This window comes from Bacillus sp. UNC438CL73TsuS30 (assembly GCF_000482325.1).
Lineage (GTDB): Bacteria > Bacillota > Bacilli > Bacillales > Cytobacillaceae > Neobacillus.
Genome location: NZ_KI535297.1, coordinates 76580 through 95659, shown reverse-complemented (window position 1 = coordinate 95659; position 19080 = coordinate 76580). Strand labels below are relative to the sequence as shown.

Genomic DNA, 19080 nt, shown 5'->3' with positions numbered 1-19080 from the left:
TTATTCTTAAAAGGACGAACAACAAATAGATGACTTCACCAGCATTTTTTCAAACCATTGGTTTCTATAATAAATCTTTAATACTATTTTCGAATTCAGGATTAATTAAATAAACCTTTCGAGGGACACGAGACTCGATATTGGAAGTAGCTTGGCTTGCAAGTTCAAGAACCACCATCGCTTCAATTAACGGTTGACAAATTTCGTCAATCTGCTCCGGCAAATACTCTATTTGTTCGGCCAATTCCTTTCTCTCGATAAATGGCTGATTTAGAATGGTTTTTACCACAAGCTTACTATTTTGATCTTCTAGTGTTCCTTGAATCAATTGAGTATCCATTATTTTACTCCCACCTCTTGTTTTGCCATTAATTTCTCAACAGGAACATAATCAAAGTCATAACCAAAATAGCGGGGACCAAATGTTTGAAGTCCTTTTTCCGTTTTCATCCGTTCATGCGCCGAAATTAGAATGATTGATCCTCTATATCCGTATTTCATAATATCTGTACGGATGGGTTCTCCGGTTTCAGTATCTACAATGGAAATCAGGTCCGGGGTAACACATTTTAATTCGTTATCAACCCTTAAATTTAACCATTCATTTTGAAAGTCTAATTCTGCAATTTGACCTTTATAGTCCCCAACGCCTTCCATAATGACTTTTCCAAGTGAAAATCCTTTAGTCATTTCCCCGCCAAATTCTCTTTGAATATCGACGATTTTCCCATTGAATACGTGATATCCTTCAATATTTCTTGTATTTTTAATACTTTGCAGAATTCCCCTAACAGGATCTCCATGGCTCTTTCTTGCTTCCATCACTGCTTTGCCGACATCCCAGGCAATACTTTGAGAATTCAAGATGGATGTTCTTTTTACGTCTGCACCTGTCATCGCGTATGTGGCTACCCATGAGATACCTCCATAGGACATGGCAACCTTTCGAGCAATAGACTCCGCCATTAAGTCATCATCCTGTGTATCGATTACCGTTGTGTTCATACGATCATCCGTTGACACAGTTGGCGATGCGTGAACACCTTGTGTTGCCCATGAAGTCATTTGCAATTCCGGAAACGCGCGGTTCATTCCATCAACATCGATAACAGGCAGCCCCAGTTCTGCTGCCACTGCATAAGCAACGATTGAATTTACCCCGCCGCATTCCAAAGGAATGGTTGCTTCGAGCTTTTTGCCCATATAAATCTCCAACGTCGAGACTGCCTTATTTAAAACATCTTCATTTGGTGGCTTCTCCGTCAATACAAGGGCTGCTCCTAAAGTTGCCGGACTGGCTACTAAGATATCATCAGGAATATCAAGGGGATCAATCATAACAATATCCTTTCCCTCATCCAATACCTTATAGGCCCATAGCAAACCGATTTCCGGATCTCCTCCTCCTCCGGTTGCCAGGATCGATGCCCCCAGGGTAATTTCTTCTATGCTCTTCTTATCAATCACGCGATAATTGCTAATATCCCAATCTTTTAAAATATCATATACGCTCATGTTTACCCTCCTCTGTTGCTTTAGCTAAAAACTTTTCCTTTTACGCGTACTCGGACTTTTTGCTTTTTGCCTGGCATATAGGCGAATGGAATTTCTTCCACATCAATAATTTCTTCGGTACCTGCGATGGCACCAGCTATCTGTACATTTTTCTTAGCCTGGGCAACAACGCGATCGATGGCATCATTGCGATTTTCGACGGCCAGGTCTACGGCCATTTCTGCTGACGCTCCAATTTCTGCAATGGTTGTCCCAACTGCTCCTCCAACCTCAAAGTGATTAGGCAGGATTACTTCGGTCGTTCCTTCGATGTTATGCTGCGGAACAGCAAGGGCTCCTCCACCGATAAAAATGGCAGGGATCAGGCCAGATTCCGTTTTCATTTGATCAATGGCGATTTCAACCCGTTCTTTAATTCTTGCGTTTGCTTCCCTAACTAAGGCTGGTGATAACGCATCGATTGCTGCTTTATGTGTGACAAAATCGGTATCAAAAATAGCCAATTTACTATTTAAACGCCCCGTGGCTACTGCAATATCATGAACCGTTAAAATTGGGCCTCCAAATGACTTGCCAAGCTTGACCAAATTATAACCAACGCTTTCAGGGCCTAATCCAACTACTTTATCCCCCTGAGTTTTAATGATGGTACCCCCTCCAAGGGCAATGGATAAGAGGTCAGGACAGCGTACATTTGTTTTCACTCCACCAATGTTGACGGTAATGGAGGATTCTCTTGGAAAACCATTTACAATATAGGCAACATCTGTAGAAGTTCCGCCCACATCTACAACGGCACCATTTTCGATTCCAGAAAGATATACAGCGCCTCTTACGGAAGCAGCGGGACCGGAAGCTACTGTAAAGATAGGGTATTCGATAGCATGGTCAGCGTTCATCACACTTCCATCATTTTGCACGACAAATAATTTCGCATTGATGTTCCGATCTTTCACAGCTGTTTTAAATGCTTCTACTGCCCGCTTCATAATCGTTTTTACGGAAGCGTTCAAGATCGTTGAGTTCTCTCTCTCAAGCAATGAAATAGAAGCAATTTTATGAGATTGGGTAATGAAAACTTCTTCTCCTAGGTACTCTCTTACAATTTCCGCTGCTCGATCTTCGTGTTTTGTAATGATTGGGGAGAACACACCGGTGATGACAACAGAGCCTACCTTCCCCTTCATGGCTTTTGCTGCACCCATGATGGCTTTTTCATCAAGCGGCACAATATCCTTGCCGTTATATTCAGAACCGCCGCGAATAATATGAACATGTTCCTTTCCTCCAAGAGCTGCTATTAAGTCCGCTGGCCATCCTGTCATTGGTGGAATGGCGGTGGTGGCAGGTGCACCCAAGCGGAACACACCAACTCGATCAAGGTTTCTCCTTTCAATAATGGCATTGGTTGTATGTGTAGTCCCAAAAGAAACCATTTCAATTTTTGAGTGGTCCACATTGCTATTTTCTAATAAAACATCTAATGCATTAATGATTCCTGTCGTAATATCTTCCGTCGTTAATGACTTGGTTTTCGAAACTACTTGTTTTCCTTTCATTAATACGCCATCGGTAAATGTTCCTCCGACATCAAATCCAATCCTGATTTGTTCTGACATCTGTTACCCTCCTCATTATGTATACCTAAGGTTTCTTTATTTCCATTAAAGCTAAAACTATTTTATAAAACCTTCACTCGAAAGAATCGATATTCCGAGTGAAGTTTTTTTTCAAGTTGCACAATATTAAAAAAATATCCTTTATTCTGAAAAATCAGTGCAATATTTCCCCTTCAGTTTCCCGAATAAATAAAATCGTTATCAGGGTTACAACCATGAATACTTGGATAAAGGAAACTGTTGCACCAAACACCCATCCTAACCCAATAACAAATCCGATTAAAGATGGGGCAATGGTATTGGCCCATCGCTGTCCTGCGACACCAAAACTGTAACCAACACCGCGAATATTTGTTGGATAGATTTCACCAAACCAGGTATTCCAAACACCCCAAGCACCCAAACTGAAGAATGCCAAGGCAAAGTTAAAGATATAAAGCTCCGTCAGATTTGAAGAGTAAGCAAAAGCAAAACCAAAGATTGCTGCGAATAATACAAATGCAAACATGACTTTTTTCCGTCCAAATCTACTTGTAAGCTGTGCAGATACGAGGTATCCAGGAATCTGGGCAACCGCAGATAATGCCACAAATCCCATACTTTGTCCCATGGATAAACCTTTTTGCTGCAGCAGAGTCGGTATCCATGTGTATAGTCCCCAGTATCCAAACGAGAAAGCAAAATTGACAATCGTTTGTAATAGAGTCGTTTTCAACGTCTTACCTCTGAAAATTTCTAAAAAGCTTCCTTGTTTCTCTTTATAAACAACCAATTCTGTTTGATCACTTATGTTTGTTTGACCTTCACTTAATTCCTTTAGAACCTTTTTGGCTTCCTCTACTCTCCCCTTGCCTGCCAGCCAATACGGAGACTCAGGAATTTTGGCAATCACGAAGGCCCATAATCCTGCTAATGAACTAATGAATAATATCGCTCTCCATCCGCCTAAAAACCCATCTATTTGCATTAGCAAACTTGTCAATCCCAGCGCAATTAATGTACCAATTGGCCAGCCTGCAGATAAATAAACCGCTGCTTTACCACGCTGTTTTACCGGAAGCATTTCTTCATAGTACGGGAAGACACAGGAGAGGACTCCTCCTAATGCAAAACCCGATAGTAATCGTAATGCGTAAAGTGTATCGTAGTTAGGTGATAACGCACTGATAAGCGACACTACTCCATAACAAAGTAAACTGTAGGTAATCGTTTTTTTACGACCGATTTTATCTCCAATGGCTCCCCATATATAAGTTCCTGGAATCATTCCTAGGAAAATTGCGCCAATAAGGGAACCTACTTGAACAGGGGTTAAATGGAATTCAGCAGCAATCGCACCACTAATCATAATAATGATCATCATTTCCCAAGCTTCAATCACGAAAGCAAAAAACAATGCGAACCCTACAAACCTATGCTTTTTTGTAAACGGCATGCCTTCAAAAAAAGAACCTACTTCAACTGGTTTTTCATTCGTCTTAGTAGAAGCCAATACATCCATTTGGACACTCTCCCCTGAACAATTTATTATTTTAATTTTTTATTGAAACCTGTTGAAACAATTGAAAATCCTCTACTTCGTCAGCTGGTGGTGACTGATAACCGACAAGTTTACTATGTGTCCATGCCAAACTTTGTTTTAGTTCTACTAAAAATTCCGCATATTTAAATGGGGCCAAGCTTGCATCTATGACTGGCACACCCAACTCTTCCTGCAGGGTTTCAAACAACCCATACTCACCAGTACATCCTAATACAATTACATCTGCACCATCTTGTTCGATTGCTTCCTTTGCAGCCTTTTTGATCCTTCTTATTGTCTCTTCATGGTCTTTTTGAAAGTCATGAACGCCTAACTCAAGAGACTTAAATGAAGCTAATTTATGTCCAAAACCATATTTATGAACATTTTCTTTCATTTCTGGAATCCACTTTCGGCGTCCAACGACAATTGAAAAGTTTTCTCCCAGCGTGGTAGCAATATGCAGAGCCGATTCTGCTGGTCCGGTTATGACCATTTTTTCGGCTACCTCACGGCAGGCTCTTAATGCTGGGTCATAGAAACAACCGATAATGGCAGCGTCATACCCATCCTCTTCCGCCTTTTTCACTGTCCTGATTAACTCGGGAATCACCATCGCTTCATAACAGCTATACTCAATATGGGTCGGCCCTACTCCAGCAAAAGAAACGACATCCACCACTGTATCCGGACTTTTATACTGTGCAAATTGTTTTCTAAAATCATCATCAAAGGCCTCGGTATGCAGAGGATTAATAAATAAAATTTTCTTAGACATTGCTTCTACCTCCTACTTATAAAAATTTTCTAAATTATCAAACTTTCTATTTTGATATTACCATATTTATTTTGATATTGGTGTAATTATTTTGTAAAAAAAATAAAATTTTTTATATTGTAAAATTTCAGTCTTCTATTCTCTCGATCCGAACTTTTTCCGTTCCATTTAACCAAATTCGTTCGCCTACAGCCTCTAAAAGTCCGTGGCAATCATAATCAATTTGTGCAAATACATTTACGGGTTCATCACCTTTATTGCTGCGTGTATGCTCTGCCCCATAATAGATTGCGAGTACTTCCGATACTTCCGGATCAGAATCCACCGGCCAATCCCTCCAGTAGATCACTTCCCCAATACTTGTGGAGATCGTTTGATTTTCTTTTTTAGGCTTGTTGGTTGTCTTGATTTCAAAATTAACTTCCCTGCCTGACCATCTCGAGTGCTTTACCAAACTAGAAAGGGGGAGGGCCTCCCAAACGATTTCACACGTTTAAGGGGCCTTCTTTTCTAGCAAGGGGGCCGGCAATTTTTCTCCATTTTCAAAGGTGAATAAAATCCGCCGCATGTTCCACCTCCAGATTAATTTCGGTTTGTTTGCCTGTAATTGATAGTTTGCTGTTCATCTACCTCTAAAGCATCGGCCTTAATGACAACTCCATACTGCTCCAGTGCTGCCTGTCTATCGATATATCCATCTATTACGTCATCGAGCACGCGGTGGATTTCACGGTCAAATGGATGGCCAAATCCACCGCCTCCGCCCGTCTTCACAATAACCTTGTCACCATTCTTCATTGCTTTTGCATTAATTTTGAGTGCATTTTCTTCTTGTTCTCCGCTATAAATCGTTACCTCAGGCGCATAAGCTTCGCGGCCTTCAAAAAGTCCCCATGCAGGAGTCTTTGAACGTTCAAACCAAAGATATAAAGAAGCTTCATCAGCCGCAACCTCGTATCCTCTTACTAGACCAAGACCTCCGCGGTTTTTACCAGCACCGCCAGAATTTGGCCTAAAACCATAGGTTGTTACTTTAAATGGGTATTTATCTTCCAGAACTTCGATAGGAAGGTTCTTAAAGTCACCATTAACATTGTTAATCAGTCCGGATTGACCATCATTGGCAGCAAATCCACCCCATCCGCCTGCAGTCGCTTCTACATTTAAGAATGGTGTATTACGGCGCGGATCAACCCCTGCAAATGTGATAATCATTGAGTCCCCATAATGGGCACCAGCACTGTTTTCTTTAAGAGCTGGAGAAAGAGCTTGGACTACAAGGTCGATTAAGAGACCTAAAGCGGAAAAATACCAAACACATGCAGCAGGCTGTTGCGCACTAAAGATCGTTCTTTCCGGCACTACTACATTTAGGGTTTTAAAATTCCCTCCTGTTACAGGTGCTTCCGGACTGATTAGTTGTTTAAAAGCAACCCGGCAGGCAGAAATGGTTTGTGCAAGCCCGCAATTCGTCATTCCTCTTACCTGGTCATTTGAACCGGTAAGATCAATCGTAATATTTTCTCCTTGTACGGATACTTTGACTTTAACCTTTACAGGTTCATTTGACACTCCGTCATTATCCAAACAGCCTTCTGCCTCATATACACCATCTGCAATACTAGCAATCTTCTCACGATCTAAAATCTCGGACTGTTTAAAGATATCACTGATCGAACGATTGACTTTTTCCAGTCCAAAGCGGCTGATGATTTCATGATATCTCTTTTCACCTGTGCGGCATGCAGCGATTTGGGCATTTAGGTCTCCCAATGCTGCTTCGCTAAACCGGCTGTTGGTGATGATTAAATTGATAACATCCTTGCGCGGTTTACCAGCATCATAGATTTTCGTTGGCGGAATACGCACACCTTCTTGATAAATTTCAGTTGCATCCATCGAGAATCCCGGATCCTGAGCACCTACATCCAGCCAGTGGGCACGGTTGGCCGTAAATCCGACAAGCTCATCGTTATAAAATACTGGTGAAATAACCGTGATATCATTTAGATGAGTCCCTGTCAGATAGGAATCATTCATAATGTACACATCACCTTGTTGATAGTTTTCAACCCCGCCAATATATTCCGTATTAATTTTAATACATTCATCCAGATTGCCTAAAAAGATAGGGAGACCAGCTGATTGTCCTAACAATTCAGCGTTTTTATTAAAAATACCAACACTGCAATCCTTCATTTCGTATATGATTGGTGAAAATGAGCTTCTAGCCAAACTTGCATTCATTTCGTGTGCCGCGGAAATAAATGCATTACGAATAATTTCAGTGGTAATAGGATTTTCTAAAAACTGACTGGTTTTTACTGCAGTTTGTGCATCCATTCTTACACTTCCTCCTTTGTTATTTCAAGATTTCCCAGAGGGTCTACTTCTACTTTATATCCACTTGGGATAACGGTAGTTGTCCTTGGATCTTCTACGATGGCTGGCCCATAAAAACGGTGACCGTACTTCAAATGCTCCGTAGTAAGAACCGGAGTATTTAATTCTGTACCGTTCCAAACAATCTGTTTATTTTTTCTTGCAACAATATCAGTTTCTGTTTTGACTCCGCTTTCCTCAGAACGTTCAGCTTCTCTTTCAAGTTTACCGTAGCCTGTTACACGAAGATTTACTGCTTCAATGACACCTTCTGGATTGTTATGTCCATAAATTTTCCCATGCATCTCATGGAAAAGTCCCGCAATTTGATCAATTGATTGTTCATCGATTATTTCAACAGAAAGTGGTACATTAACTGTATATTCCTGCCCGACGTAGCGAATATCGATCGTGCGTTGGAACGACATATCTTCCTGTTTCACTCTTTGTTGTGTCAAAATATTGTCTGTTTCCACTTCCATTTCTTCGAAAAGTGAAGCCATTTTCTGCTTATCACTCTGTTCCAGCAGGGAAACAAAAGTGCGAACAGCATCATGACGGATGTCGGTTTGCAGCATGCCCCAAGCTGAAAAAGTACCGGCAACAGTAGGAATCAGGATTTTTTTAATTCCAAGAAGATCAGCAATTAAAACAGCATGCATTGGTCCAGCTCCGCCAAAAGCAACAAGGGCAAAATCACGAGGATCTATTCCTTTACTTACGGTTAATGTACGGATGGCATCTGCCATTTTTGCGTTTGCGATGTCGCAAATCCCCTCAGCCGTTTCAATCACTCCCAAGCCTAACTGGTCTGCTATTTCTTTAATCGCTTTATAGGCTGCATCACGGTTTAATCTCATATTTCCGCCAAGGAACCCTTCTTCATCAAGTCGTCCCAAAACCAGGTTCGCATCCGTTACAGTAGCTTGAGTGCCGCCATTGCCATAACAGGCAGGCCCAGGATCTGCACCCGCACTTTTTGGACCAACACGCAATCCTCCGCCCTCAATCCAAGAAATGGAACCGCCTCCTGCTCCGATGGTGTGAATGTTTACCATTGGAGTGAGAATCGGAAATTCTTCCAAGCTTGTTTCAGATGTTACGTCCGGTTCTCCATCGATGACAAGGCTTACATCGAAGCTAGTTCCTCCCATGTCTACACAAATCAAGTTTTTATAATCCGTCATTTTTCCAAGACTAAGACTGCCGACTGCTCCGCCAACCGGGCCAGACATAAGCGTTTGAATCGGCATTTTTTTCGCAACTTCGGAGGTCATTACACCGCCATTTGATTGCATGATATATAAATCTCCTTCTAAACCTCCTTGCGCTGTTCTTTTTTCAAGACTGGCAAGATAGTTTTCAACAATTGGAGCAACATAAGCATTGATCACAGTTGTGCTTGTACGCTCGTACTCACGCCATTCGCGCGCAATTTCATGCGAAAGAGATACTGAAATGTGAGGCGCTTTTTGTTTAATGGCCTCTTTAATGGTTGTTTCATGTTCCGGATTTTTGTAAGCATGTAGAAGACTAACAGAAACAGAATTGAATCCGCTTTCAATTATTTCATCAATCACATCATTTAATTGGCTAAGATTAAGGCTTGTATCAATTGTGCCATCAGCTAACACACGTTCTTCTACCTCAAAAACATTGCGTCTCTTCACTAATGGTTCTGGTTTTCGGTATGTAATGCTGTACATATCTGGACGATTGGCACGACCAATTTCATATACATCCCTAAACCCTTTTGTTACTAATAGGGCCACACTGGATCCTTTTCTCTCAAGAAATGCATTAAGTCCGGCTGTTGTTCCATGAACAAAATAATCAATTTCACTAAAATTCTCTACTAGATTTTGCATTCCTTCTATTACACCATCAGATAAGTTTCTTGGTGTGGTTAATATTTTTTCAGTTTGATAACTTTTTTCTTTCTTATCGTAAAGCACTAAGTCTGTAAAAGTTCCCCCTATATCAATACCTAAACGATACCGCGTCACAAAACCCTCTCCCTTTCATAAGTAAAATGTAGTTTTTTATTTTGTTAATAGATTAAAAAATAAAAATTATATTAATATTCAGATACTTTGATCTAAACTTTTCTACCCAGCCCTATTTACTAGTGGAAGCTGCCACTTCACCCGTTTGAATGAATTCACGAGTAAGATGGTTGAGCCGTTTACATCCATCTGCCGTTACAACCACGATATCTTCAATTCTCACGCCAAATTTACCATTTAAATAAATGCCAGGCTCAATACTAATGACCATTCCTTCTTCTAAAAGCTGATTGTTATCCGAAGTTACAAATGGTTCCTCATGAACCTCAATCCCTAAACCATGCCCTGTTCGATGGGTGAAATGATCCCCATAGCCCGCTTCGCTAATGATGCCTCTCGCTACCCCATCTATTTCCTTTAATGGAACACTCGGCCTCACAGCTTTGACTGCCTCTTCCTGAGCCTGTTTCACAATTTCGTAGACCTTCTGCATTTCTTCAGTTGCCTGTCCTCCTACAAGTACTGTTCTGGTCATGTCTGAACAATAATGATCTTTTATTCCTCCCATATCAATCACGACCATATCACCTGCAGCAATAAGAGTGTCATCAGATTGATGATGAGGAATCGCACCGTTTTTACCTGCACCAACAATAGGATTAAACGACAGTTGATCCACCTGTTTCAACGCAAACAGCCGCTTGAGTTCATCAGCTACTTGTTTCTCAGTCAACCCAGGTTTAATGAAATCAATAACTTGCTGCAATACTTCATCCGCAACAGCGCCTGACTTTTCAAGCAATTCTATTTCCTGCTCATCTTTAACTAACCTTGCCTTCCCAATCACCTTTGTACCTTCGACAAACGTTAACTGTTTTTTTAATTTCATCAATTGAATTAGGTTGGAGCTTGGCCATAGATTATCGACGGATACCGTTCCGTTATCTGGTAAAACCTTTGCCAGTAATTCCAGAGATGGGTCTCCATCTTTCCAAAAATAGTTTTTAAATAGCCCGTCTCCAGTTATTTCTTCTTTTGACATTTCATGAACAATCATGGCCGGTTTTCCCAATTTTGGTATAACAATCGCTTGCAATCTTTCATGCGAATCCAACCACGTCCCACTCAAATAGAAAAAGTTAGAAGGAGATGTTACAATGACTGCCTCAATATTTTCTTCATTTAATAATCGCTGGACTTTCTCAATCCGTTTTACATATGACAAAATGATTCACCCTCCATATTGTTAGAATAAGATAAACAGAAAGCCTTGCTTTTAAAATGAAAATGCAAGGCTTCTGGATGTAACAATTCTTAATGATTTCTAAAAAGCAGCTGGTTAGAGATATTAAATTTTTTATCTATTAACTAGTACCCAAACAATCTCACAATCTTCCTGTCTATCATTAAGAGCCCAATGTTCTTCTCCATGAGGAATAAATGTTGCCTGCCCGGACGAAACTCTGTACTCTTTTCCCCCGCTCATTGTTAACATAGAGCCTTTTAATACGATACCGTATTCATCCTGTTCATGTGAACCTGTTCCTGTTAAAGGAATACGGGCACCTGGAGGAATGGACACCGTGCCGATTAAAGTACGGCCACCTTCAACAACAGACTCATCAAAGATGGTTTTCATTGTTACTTCAGGACGGTTCTCGGTAGCAATTTCTTTGACGGTTACGATATTCATTATTTAGCCTCCTTCATTTGACGATGAGAAGAAAGTTCTTTTAATTCTAAAGTTTGAGGATCAATGATGACACCATAGTCTCTTTCTGCCTGTACAACCGTGATATACTCATTTTTTACATCATGTAAAACTTTTTCAACTGGTCTTTTCAGCGAGTTACCATAACCGCCCCCAGTTGCCGTTACAAGCCTGACAACTTCATTTTTATCGATTTGATACTGATTATATTTTCCAAATGGTCCGTCTATTTGTCCATCGGCTTTCACGATTTCAAAATAGTTTGTAGAACCATCCTTTCCTCCATCGGCTCCCCAAACATTATATTTATGACGACCAAAAGAGCCAGTAAAGAATTGGTTGTCTGTCAGAGCACGGTAAGAGCGGACAACTCCATGACCGCCGCGGAACTCTCCAGCACCTGCTCCATCTGTATTTAAGCTATACTCATCAACCAATACACCATTTCTTGTTTCACAAACTTCCACAGGAATATTAAACGTTTCACCATCTAAAATACAGAATTGTCCGGAAGCACCGTCAAATCCCTGCGCTCCTCCCCATCCGCCGACAGAAGGTTCGACAATCAAGAAGCGTTCATCTGTATCCTGGTGTTTTCCAGAAAGAATCGCTACACAGACGGACAAGAAATGTCCGGCAGACAAACGGTGGGGCACAATTGGCGCTAATGCTTTCCAAATTAAATCGGTTCCAAACAGCATCGATTCCCAATACATGGAAACAGGAGCAGGACGCATCGCATTAAAGATCGAACCTTCATCTGTGATGACGCGAAGAGGACGGAATGATCCATCGTTAACGTCCTGAGAAGGATTTGTAACCGCAAGATATACAGTACGAACAGCAGAAGATAATCCGGTGTAGGATGTATTGATCGAACCTGTTACTTGCGGATGGCTGCCTCGGAAGTCACAAATAAATTCATCATCTGTGATCGTCACCTTAACCTGTACTCTGAACGGACCTTCCTCAATTCCATCATCGTCAATATAATCCACTGCCTCATACGTACCATTAGGAATGCCTTTTAACGCTTTTAGCGCTAATTGTTCGCCATGTTCCAATAGATGATTAATCGAGCTAAGTACGGTTTCTTTACTATACTTATCACATAATTCCTGAACGCGTTTTTCGCCTGTTTTCAATGCAGCAATCTGAGCCCACATATCACCTAATGAAAGATCCGGGAAACGAACATTCGCCGCAATGATATCAACAACAGCCTGATTCAAGACCCCTTCGTTGAATAATTTGATACAAGGGAATTGCAGCCCTTCCTGGAAAATTTCCGTTGAATTAGTAGACATCGATCCGGCATCTTTTCCTCCAACCTCAGTCCAGTGAGCTTTATTGGCTGAAAACGCGATTAATTCTCCTTCATAGAAGATTGGCATAACCAGTCCAACATCACATAGATGGGAACCTCCGCCGCCATATGGATCATTAATAAGGATAATGTCCCCTGGTTTTAAATCGCCGGATTTATTATATCTTTCAAGTGTTTCACGAACCATAAAGGAAAGCATCCCAATAAAACCAGTAACCCCGTTCCCTTGAGTAAGCAATTGCCCTTTTGAATCCATTAAACCGCTGGCATAGTCCAAGACTTCATATATGATTGGACTCATCGAGGTACGAGCCAAGGCGTAAAACATTTCCTCCCCGATGGCTACTAACGAATCTTTTACAATGTCTAATGTAAACGGATCCACTTTTGTGGAAACAACTGTATTTGTCATGGTTACACCCCTGTCTCAATGATTAAATTTCCATATGCATCAACAGTTACAGATTGACCAGGATAAACAACAGTTGATGCTGACTGTTCTTCCACAATTACAGGACCTTCAACATATGCATCCGGGCTTAATTTTTCTCTGTCATAAACTTTTGTTTCGATCCAGCCATGGTCTTCGTATAAAACAGGTCTTACTTCCTTTAGTGCACTTTCCAACGTGTTGTCGATATTGCCAAGCTTCGCAATTTCTGGTTTTTTTACTGACCCAAACGCAATTAAGTGCATGTTTACAATTTCGGTTGGAGACTCTTCCAGCTTAAATGTATATAATTGCTCGTGTGTTTCATGGAACTTTTGGATGACTTGATTCATTGTATCAATATTAATTTCTCCATTTTGAACCGGTACTTTAACAGTATGTTCTTGTCCAACATAACGAAGGTCAACAAAACGAGAGAAAAGAACATTCGTCTTATCTACACCTTCTTGCTCATATTGAGAAAGAGCTTCAGCCTCTTGTGCCGCCAATTTCTGATTAAGCTCATCATAATCGACATTATCTACACGTCGAATGAAGGTTTGGATATAGTCATGGCGCAAATCAGTCATCAGCATTCCCCATGCAGAGAAAACGGAAGTGGCTACAGGTACGATGACCTTGCGAACTCCAAGCTCTTTCGCAAGTGCAGGAGCATGCATGGCACCGCCGCCTCCAAATGCTACTAGAGAAAATTCACGTGGGTCATAGCCTTTTCTGACAGATATGAGTTTAAGCGCATTCAGCATATTGGAATTGGCAATACGGATAATTCCAAGTGCTGCATCATCGACAGAAGTATTAAAATGCTTGGCAATTTTTTCATTAATGGCATTTTTAACATTTTCCATATCAACATTGTTATCAAAGTTTTTAGGTGAAAGCCGTCCTACTACTAAATTTGCATCCGTAGTAGTAGGTTCTGTTCCACCCTTGCCGTATGCAATCGGTCCTGGCAATGCCCCTGCGGATTGTGGTCCCACTCTTAAAGATCCACCTTCATCAATCCACGCAATCGAGCCTCCACCGTTGCCAATTTCCACAATATCTACAACTGGAACTTTGATTGGATATCCAGCCGTACGGTCTGTACGCTCAATGTTGTATTCTGTTGTTACTTTTACTTCACCGCCATCGATAAGGGAACATTTTGCTGTAGTTCCGCCAATATCAAATGCAATGATATTTTCTTCACCAAGGAGTTTCCCTAAAATCGCTGCTCCGTAAATACCGGCAACCGGGCCTGACTCCACCATATTAATCGGTGTTTTTTTGGATTGTTCAAAGGTTGTGGTACCGCCATTTGATTGCATGATATATTTGTTGGATTGATTGCCGATTAGATTTAATTTATTTTCAAGACGATCAACATAGGAGGAAGCAATCGGCTTGACATAGGAGTTTAAAACGGTAGTGCTCGTCCGCTCATATTCTCTCCATTCTCTTGTAACCTCATGGGAGGCTGTAACGGCTACTTCCGGCCATAATTCATTAATATACTCTACCTTTTCGATTTCATGAATTGGATTGCTGTAAGAGTGAAGATAGGAAACAGCAATGGCTTCAACATTTTCTTTTTTAAAGTATTCTACGATTTCTTTTAATGATTCCTTATTTAATGCTTGGATTACTTCTCCCTTATAGTTCAACCGTTCTTCCACTTCTTGACGCAAATAACGCTCTACGAAAGGAGCTGGTTTTTGGTATTGAATATTGAAAAGATCAGGTCGGTTTCCGCGTGCAATCTCTAGTACATCGCGAAATCCTTTAGTCGTGATTAACCCTGTCTTTACCCCTTTTCTTTCCGTTAATGCATTAATAATGACGGTTGTTCCATGAATAAATGTCTCTAGCTCTTCTGCATTGATTCCACTTACACGGATTACATCCAAAACCCCTTGTTCAAAGTTCGGAGGGGTTGTATGGCTTTTTGCTACTCCAATTTTTCCTTGTTGATCGACATAAACTAAATCAGTAAATGTTCCTCCAATATCTGTCGCCACTCTCATGTTCTAACCACCAATCTTAAATATAGTTTTTATAATATTTAGCCATTAAAAAATGACTGGGGTAACAAAGCAAAGCACTTTCGCATCCTGATCAAGCGGATTTGTCATATAATGAGGAATAGTAGATGGGAAATGAATGGAATCACCTGCTTTCACAATATACTCCTTCCCTTCTACTTCAACAGCAAGGACCCCTTCTAAGACATAATAGAACTCTTCACCAGGGTGGGTAACTGCTTTCTCATTCGGTTGACCCGGTGGATAAGTAACGATCATAGGCTCTATTGCTCTGCCAGAAAAATTACCCCCAAGTCGTGTATAGACAATCCCTGCCCCTTCCATTCGAAAAGGCTTTTGTTGCTCTTTCGTTACTTTATAATTTTTATTTTCAAAGTCTTCAAAAAATTGGGTAATTGGAATATCCAATGCATCCGCTATTTTTTTTAAAGAAGTAATGGCGATTGATGATGCCGCACGTTCTACTTGTGAAAGAAAACTAATGGATAACCCTGTTTTTTCACTCATCTCCTTTAAAGTAAGTTTCTTATTCATTCGTAACTCTCTTATCTTTTTAGAAATCTCTTCTTCCATTTGCGCCCTCCAACAAACCTTCAGTAAAAACAAAGAAGTATTTTTTAAATAGTGTAATTTTTAAAGTAATACTGTATTTGTTTTCATATAACTATATTAACAGTATTTTTTAAATAAATAAAGTTTTTTGAAAAAATATTTTTTAGTATTTAAATCCGTTAATATGGCTTGTATTCCTATTTTTATTCAGATATAAAAAATACAAAATTAAAAGCTCCTTGATAATCAGGATTATCAAGGAGCTTTCGTTTCTAACAATCTTATAGGTACTTAAATCCCCATCGAGATAAACTTATCTTCTAAATATTCATCAAGGCCTTGATGACCGCCTTCCCTTCCGACTCCACTTTCTTTCATGCCGCCAAACGGAGCTTGAGCAACAGTAGGAACGGAATCATTCATACCAATAATTCCAAACTCAAGGTCTTCTGAAACTCTAACAGCACGACTAATATTTTGTGTATAAAAATAGGCAGCTAACCCATACTCCGTATGATTGGCTAGTTCAATCACTTCTTCTTCTGAATCAAATGGGATGATTGGTGCAACAGGACCAAAGGTTTCCTCATAGGTAATCAGCATTTCCGGACTTACTTCAGCTAGGACGGTAGGTTCATAGAATAATCCATCAGCCAATTCCCCATTCATCCTTTGTCCGCCACAAAGAATCCGTGCCCCTTTGTCCAAGGCATCATTGACCTGCTCCTCTACTTTTACTAAGCTATCTTGGCTTACAAGCGGTCCAACTTGTACATTTGGATCCAAACTATTTCCGACTTTAAGCGCTTGCACTTTTTCAACGAAAATTTCAGAGAATTTCTCAAGAATGGACCGCTGGACGTAGATTCGATTGGCACAAACACATGTCTGACCTGTATTCCTAAATTTGCTTGCAACAGCACCTGCAGCAGCTGCCTCTAAATCAGCATCTTCAAAGACGATAAATGGCGCATGGCCGCCTAACTCCAATGATAGCCTTTTCAATTGTGCAGCTGACTTGGTGACAAGGTGTTTCCCCACTTCCGTGGATCCGGTAAAAGAAATTTTCCTAACTGACGGATTTTCAAAAATTTCATCTGAGATAGGACCCGATTGACCTGTAACCACACTTACTACACCATGAGGAATTCCAGCCATTTCAACCAATTTCCCAAACGCGATTGCACTGATTGGAGATTGGCTTGCAGGCTTCACAATTCCAGTACACCCTGCTGCTAATGCAGCCCCTATTTTCCGAGTCATCATGGCTAAAGGAAAATTCCAAGGAGTAATAGCAGCAACAACTCCGATTGGCTGGCGGATGACCATCAGTCTTTTGTTAGGAGCAGATGCAGGGATCGTCTCTCCATAAATTCGGCGTCCTTCTTCTGCAAACCATTCTAGATAACTAGCTGCAAAAACAACTTCGCCTTGCGCTTCCGTAAAAGGTTTACCCATTTCCAAACTCATGATTTCAGCTAATTGATCTTTATACTCATGCATAAGTGAATGTAATTTTAATAAATATTTAGCACGCTCGGCTGCGGTTAATTTTGACCAGGATTTAAAGGCTTTTTCAGCAGCAGTGATTGCTTGGTTTGTTTCTAATCGTCCGCCGTTCGGAACAAGCGCAACAACTTTTCCTGTAGATGGATTTTTAACCGAAAACGTTTTTCCATCCTGTGAATGGATCCATTCTCCATTCACATACATTTTTAATTCAGTTAAATCAACTAATTCAAGTGTTTTAAACATAATTAAATCTCCTTTATTCCTTATTACTCAAGTAGATTGCGGATTTATTAAATATGGAATGATCGTTAAAATCCAGATACGTTACTTCCATTGTTAGGATCCTCTTTAAGTGAAATCCTTTCATTTTTAAGAAGAAAGGCATATCCAAACGAAGCAATAGCACAAATAACGACAGGGATAATCAACGCCAGGGTGAAATTATGAAGCTTAGCAACTAATACCCCTGTAACAACCGGAGCAAGCCATCCTGACAGGTTCCCGAAAAGATTTTGCAGTCCAGCAAGCTTTCCTTCCGCACCCTTTGGAGCAACATCAGAAACCGTTGCCCATAGAATACCCGCTGCCAAGCCTTCACCACCGATGGCTAAAGAAATTAACAAAAGGGCTGTCATAGCATTTTCTGTATAAATGGTCGGAATAATCGCAAATGGAAATAACATTCCGATCGCTAAAATCGTTTTTCTTGCTTTGATTGAATTCCAGCCTCTTCTAATTAAACGATCAGATAAAATGCCCCCAAGTATATTTCCTAGAAAAGACATAATCCAAGGAAGCATCGTGAAAAATCCGGCTTTTATAAGTGTCATATGCCGTTCAGTGACTAGATAAGTAGGGAGCCAAGTCATCATTAAGTAAGTAAGATAGTTATGCGCAAACAAGCCATATAACATTGGGTAAACATTTCGATATTTAAAAAATTTAAATGGAGAGATGTTTATTGTCGGTACATTTCCTTTTTTCTCCTGTCCAGCCTCTATATAAGCTACTTCCGCTTCGTTTGCGATACGGCTTTGGCTTGGGTGGTTTTTGAAATAAAATAACCAGAAAGCAAGCCAGACAAATCCTACAGATCCAATGACAACGAATGAGGCATGCCATCCCCAATTTTCAATAATCCATGCGAGGATGGGTGTGGTTATTCCAATGCCAATTGCCGTTCCAGAATTAAAGATCCCGTTTGCCATCCCCCGTTCGTGTGAAGGCAGCCAATCTGAAATAACACGAGTATTGGTTGGAAACGCTGGCGCTTCTCCAATCCCCATTAAAACGCGAATACCAATGAGTGCTCCAATCGTTCTGCCAAATCCTGTAAGCACTGTACAAAGTGACCACCAGACAATTGCGATAGAATACGTTAATCGGGCGCCCAGTTTATCCACGATCACCCCGACCGGAATCTGCATCAAGGCATAGGACCAAAAGAATGCCGATCCCAAAACTCCAAATTCAACTACCGAAATCGAAAGGTCCTTCATCATGGAAGGTCCTGCAATCCCCAGAATTGCCCTGTCCATATAATTTGTTGTTGTTGCAATGAAAAGCAGAACGACAACTAACCATCTTCCATTTGTTTTTTTCATAAGGCACCCCATCTTTGATATTAATATTCCCTGCATTTCCCCGTGTACATGTTGTTAACTAGTGTATTAGTAATATT

Annotated in this window: 15 protein-coding genes; all 15 read right to left on the bottom strand. The window is 40.6% G+C overall.

Annotation, left to right across the window (positions count from 1 at the left end):
* Window positions 1-64: 64 nt before the first annotated feature.
* On the bottom strand, window positions 65-340 hold the full coding sequence (locus M028_RS0124320) for a hypothetical protein (protein ID WP_026576166.1): 276 nt from the start codon (window positions 338-340) through the stop codon (window positions 65-67).
* Complete coding sequence (locus M028_RS0124315) at window positions 340-1515, bottom strand: DUF917 domain-containing protein (protein WP_051591230.1); 1176 nt, start codon at window positions 1513-1515, stop codon at window positions 340-342. Before M028_RS0124315 ends, M028_RS0124320 begins: the two co-directional genes overlap by 1 nt.
* 20 nt (window positions 1516-1535) lie before the next feature.
* Complete coding sequence (locus M028_RS0124310) at window positions 1536-3134, bottom strand: hydantoinase/oxoprolinase N-terminal domain-containing protein (RefSeq protein ID WP_026576164.1); 1599 nt, start codon at window positions 3132-3134, stop codon at window positions 1536-1538.
* A 154-nt stretch (window positions 3135-3288) separates the two neighbouring features.
* On the bottom strand, window positions 3289-4635 hold the full coding sequence (locus M028_RS0124305; RefSeq protein WP_026576163.1) for an MFS transporter: 1347 nt from the start codon (window positions 4633-4635) through the stop codon (window positions 3289-3291).
* 31 nt (window positions 4636-4666) lie between these two features.
* Window positions 4667-5434, bottom strand: coding sequence for an aspartate/glutamate racemase family protein (locus M028_RS0124300; protein ID WP_026576162.1), 768 nt, complete (start codon window positions 5432-5434; stop codon window positions 4667-4669).
* Window positions 5435-5561: 127 nt separating this feature from the next.
* Window positions 5562-5918, bottom strand: a complete 357-nt coding sequence (locus M028_RS30980; protein ID WP_269320959.1) for a DUF3830 family protein — start codon at window positions 5916-5918, stop codon at window positions 5562-5564.
* 98 nt (window positions 5919-6016) lie between these two features.
* Complete coding sequence (locus M028_RS0124290; protein WP_026576161.1) at window positions 6017-7777, bottom strand: hydantoinase B/oxoprolinase family protein; 1761 nt, start codon at window positions 7775-7777, stop codon at window positions 6017-6019.
* Window positions 7778-7779: 2 nt separating this feature from the next.
* A complete protein-coding gene (locus tag M028_RS0124285) occupies window positions 7780-9822 on the bottom strand; it encodes a hydantoinase/oxoprolinase family protein (protein WP_026576160.1) in 2043 nt (680 codons plus the stop codon).
* Window positions 9823-9934: 112 nt separating this feature from the next.
* Window positions 9935-11047 (bottom strand): M24 family metallopeptidase, encoded by a 1113-nt coding sequence (locus M028_RS0124280; protein ID WP_026576159.1) that lies wholly within the window; start codon window positions 11045-11047, stop codon window positions 9935-9937.
* Window positions 11048-11179: 132 nt separating this feature from the next.
* Window positions 11180-11515, bottom strand: coding sequence for a cupin domain-containing protein (locus M028_RS0124275; protein ID WP_026576158.1), 336 nt, complete (start codon window positions 11513-11515; stop codon window positions 11180-11182).
* Window positions 11515-13272, bottom strand: coding sequence for a hydantoinase B/oxoprolinase family protein (locus M028_RS0124270; protein WP_026576157.1), 1758 nt, complete (start codon window positions 13270-13272; stop codon window positions 11515-11517). Before M028_RS0124270 ends, M028_RS0124275 begins: the two co-directional genes overlap by 1 nt.
* A 2-nt stretch (window positions 13273-13274) precedes the next feature.
* The gene (locus M028_RS0124265) at window positions 13275-15317 is read right to left on the bottom strand and encodes a hydantoinase/oxoprolinase family protein (RefSeq protein WP_026576156.1); all 2043 of its coding nucleotides are present in this window, start codon (window positions 15315-15317) and stop codon (window positions 13275-13277) included.
* A 45-nt stretch (window positions 15318-15362) separates the two neighbouring features.
* Entirely contained in the window at window positions 15363-15908 is a 546-nt protein-coding gene (locus M028_RS0124260) for a helix-turn-helix domain-containing protein (RefSeq protein WP_026576155.1), read from the bottom strand.
* A gap of 270 nt (window positions 15909-16178) precedes the next feature.
* On the bottom strand, window positions 16179-17642 hold the full coding sequence (locus M028_RS0124255; protein ID WP_026576154.1) for an NAD-dependent succinate-semialdehyde dehydrogenase: 1464 nt from the start codon (window positions 17640-17642) through the stop codon (window positions 16179-16181).
* A 65-nt stretch (window positions 17643-17707) separates the two neighbouring features.
* Window positions 17708-19003, bottom strand: a complete 1296-nt coding sequence (locus tag M028_RS0124250) for an MFS transporter (RefSeq protein WP_026576153.1) — start codon at window positions 19001-19003, stop codon at window positions 17708-17710.
* Window positions 19004-19080: the final 77 nt, after the last annotated feature.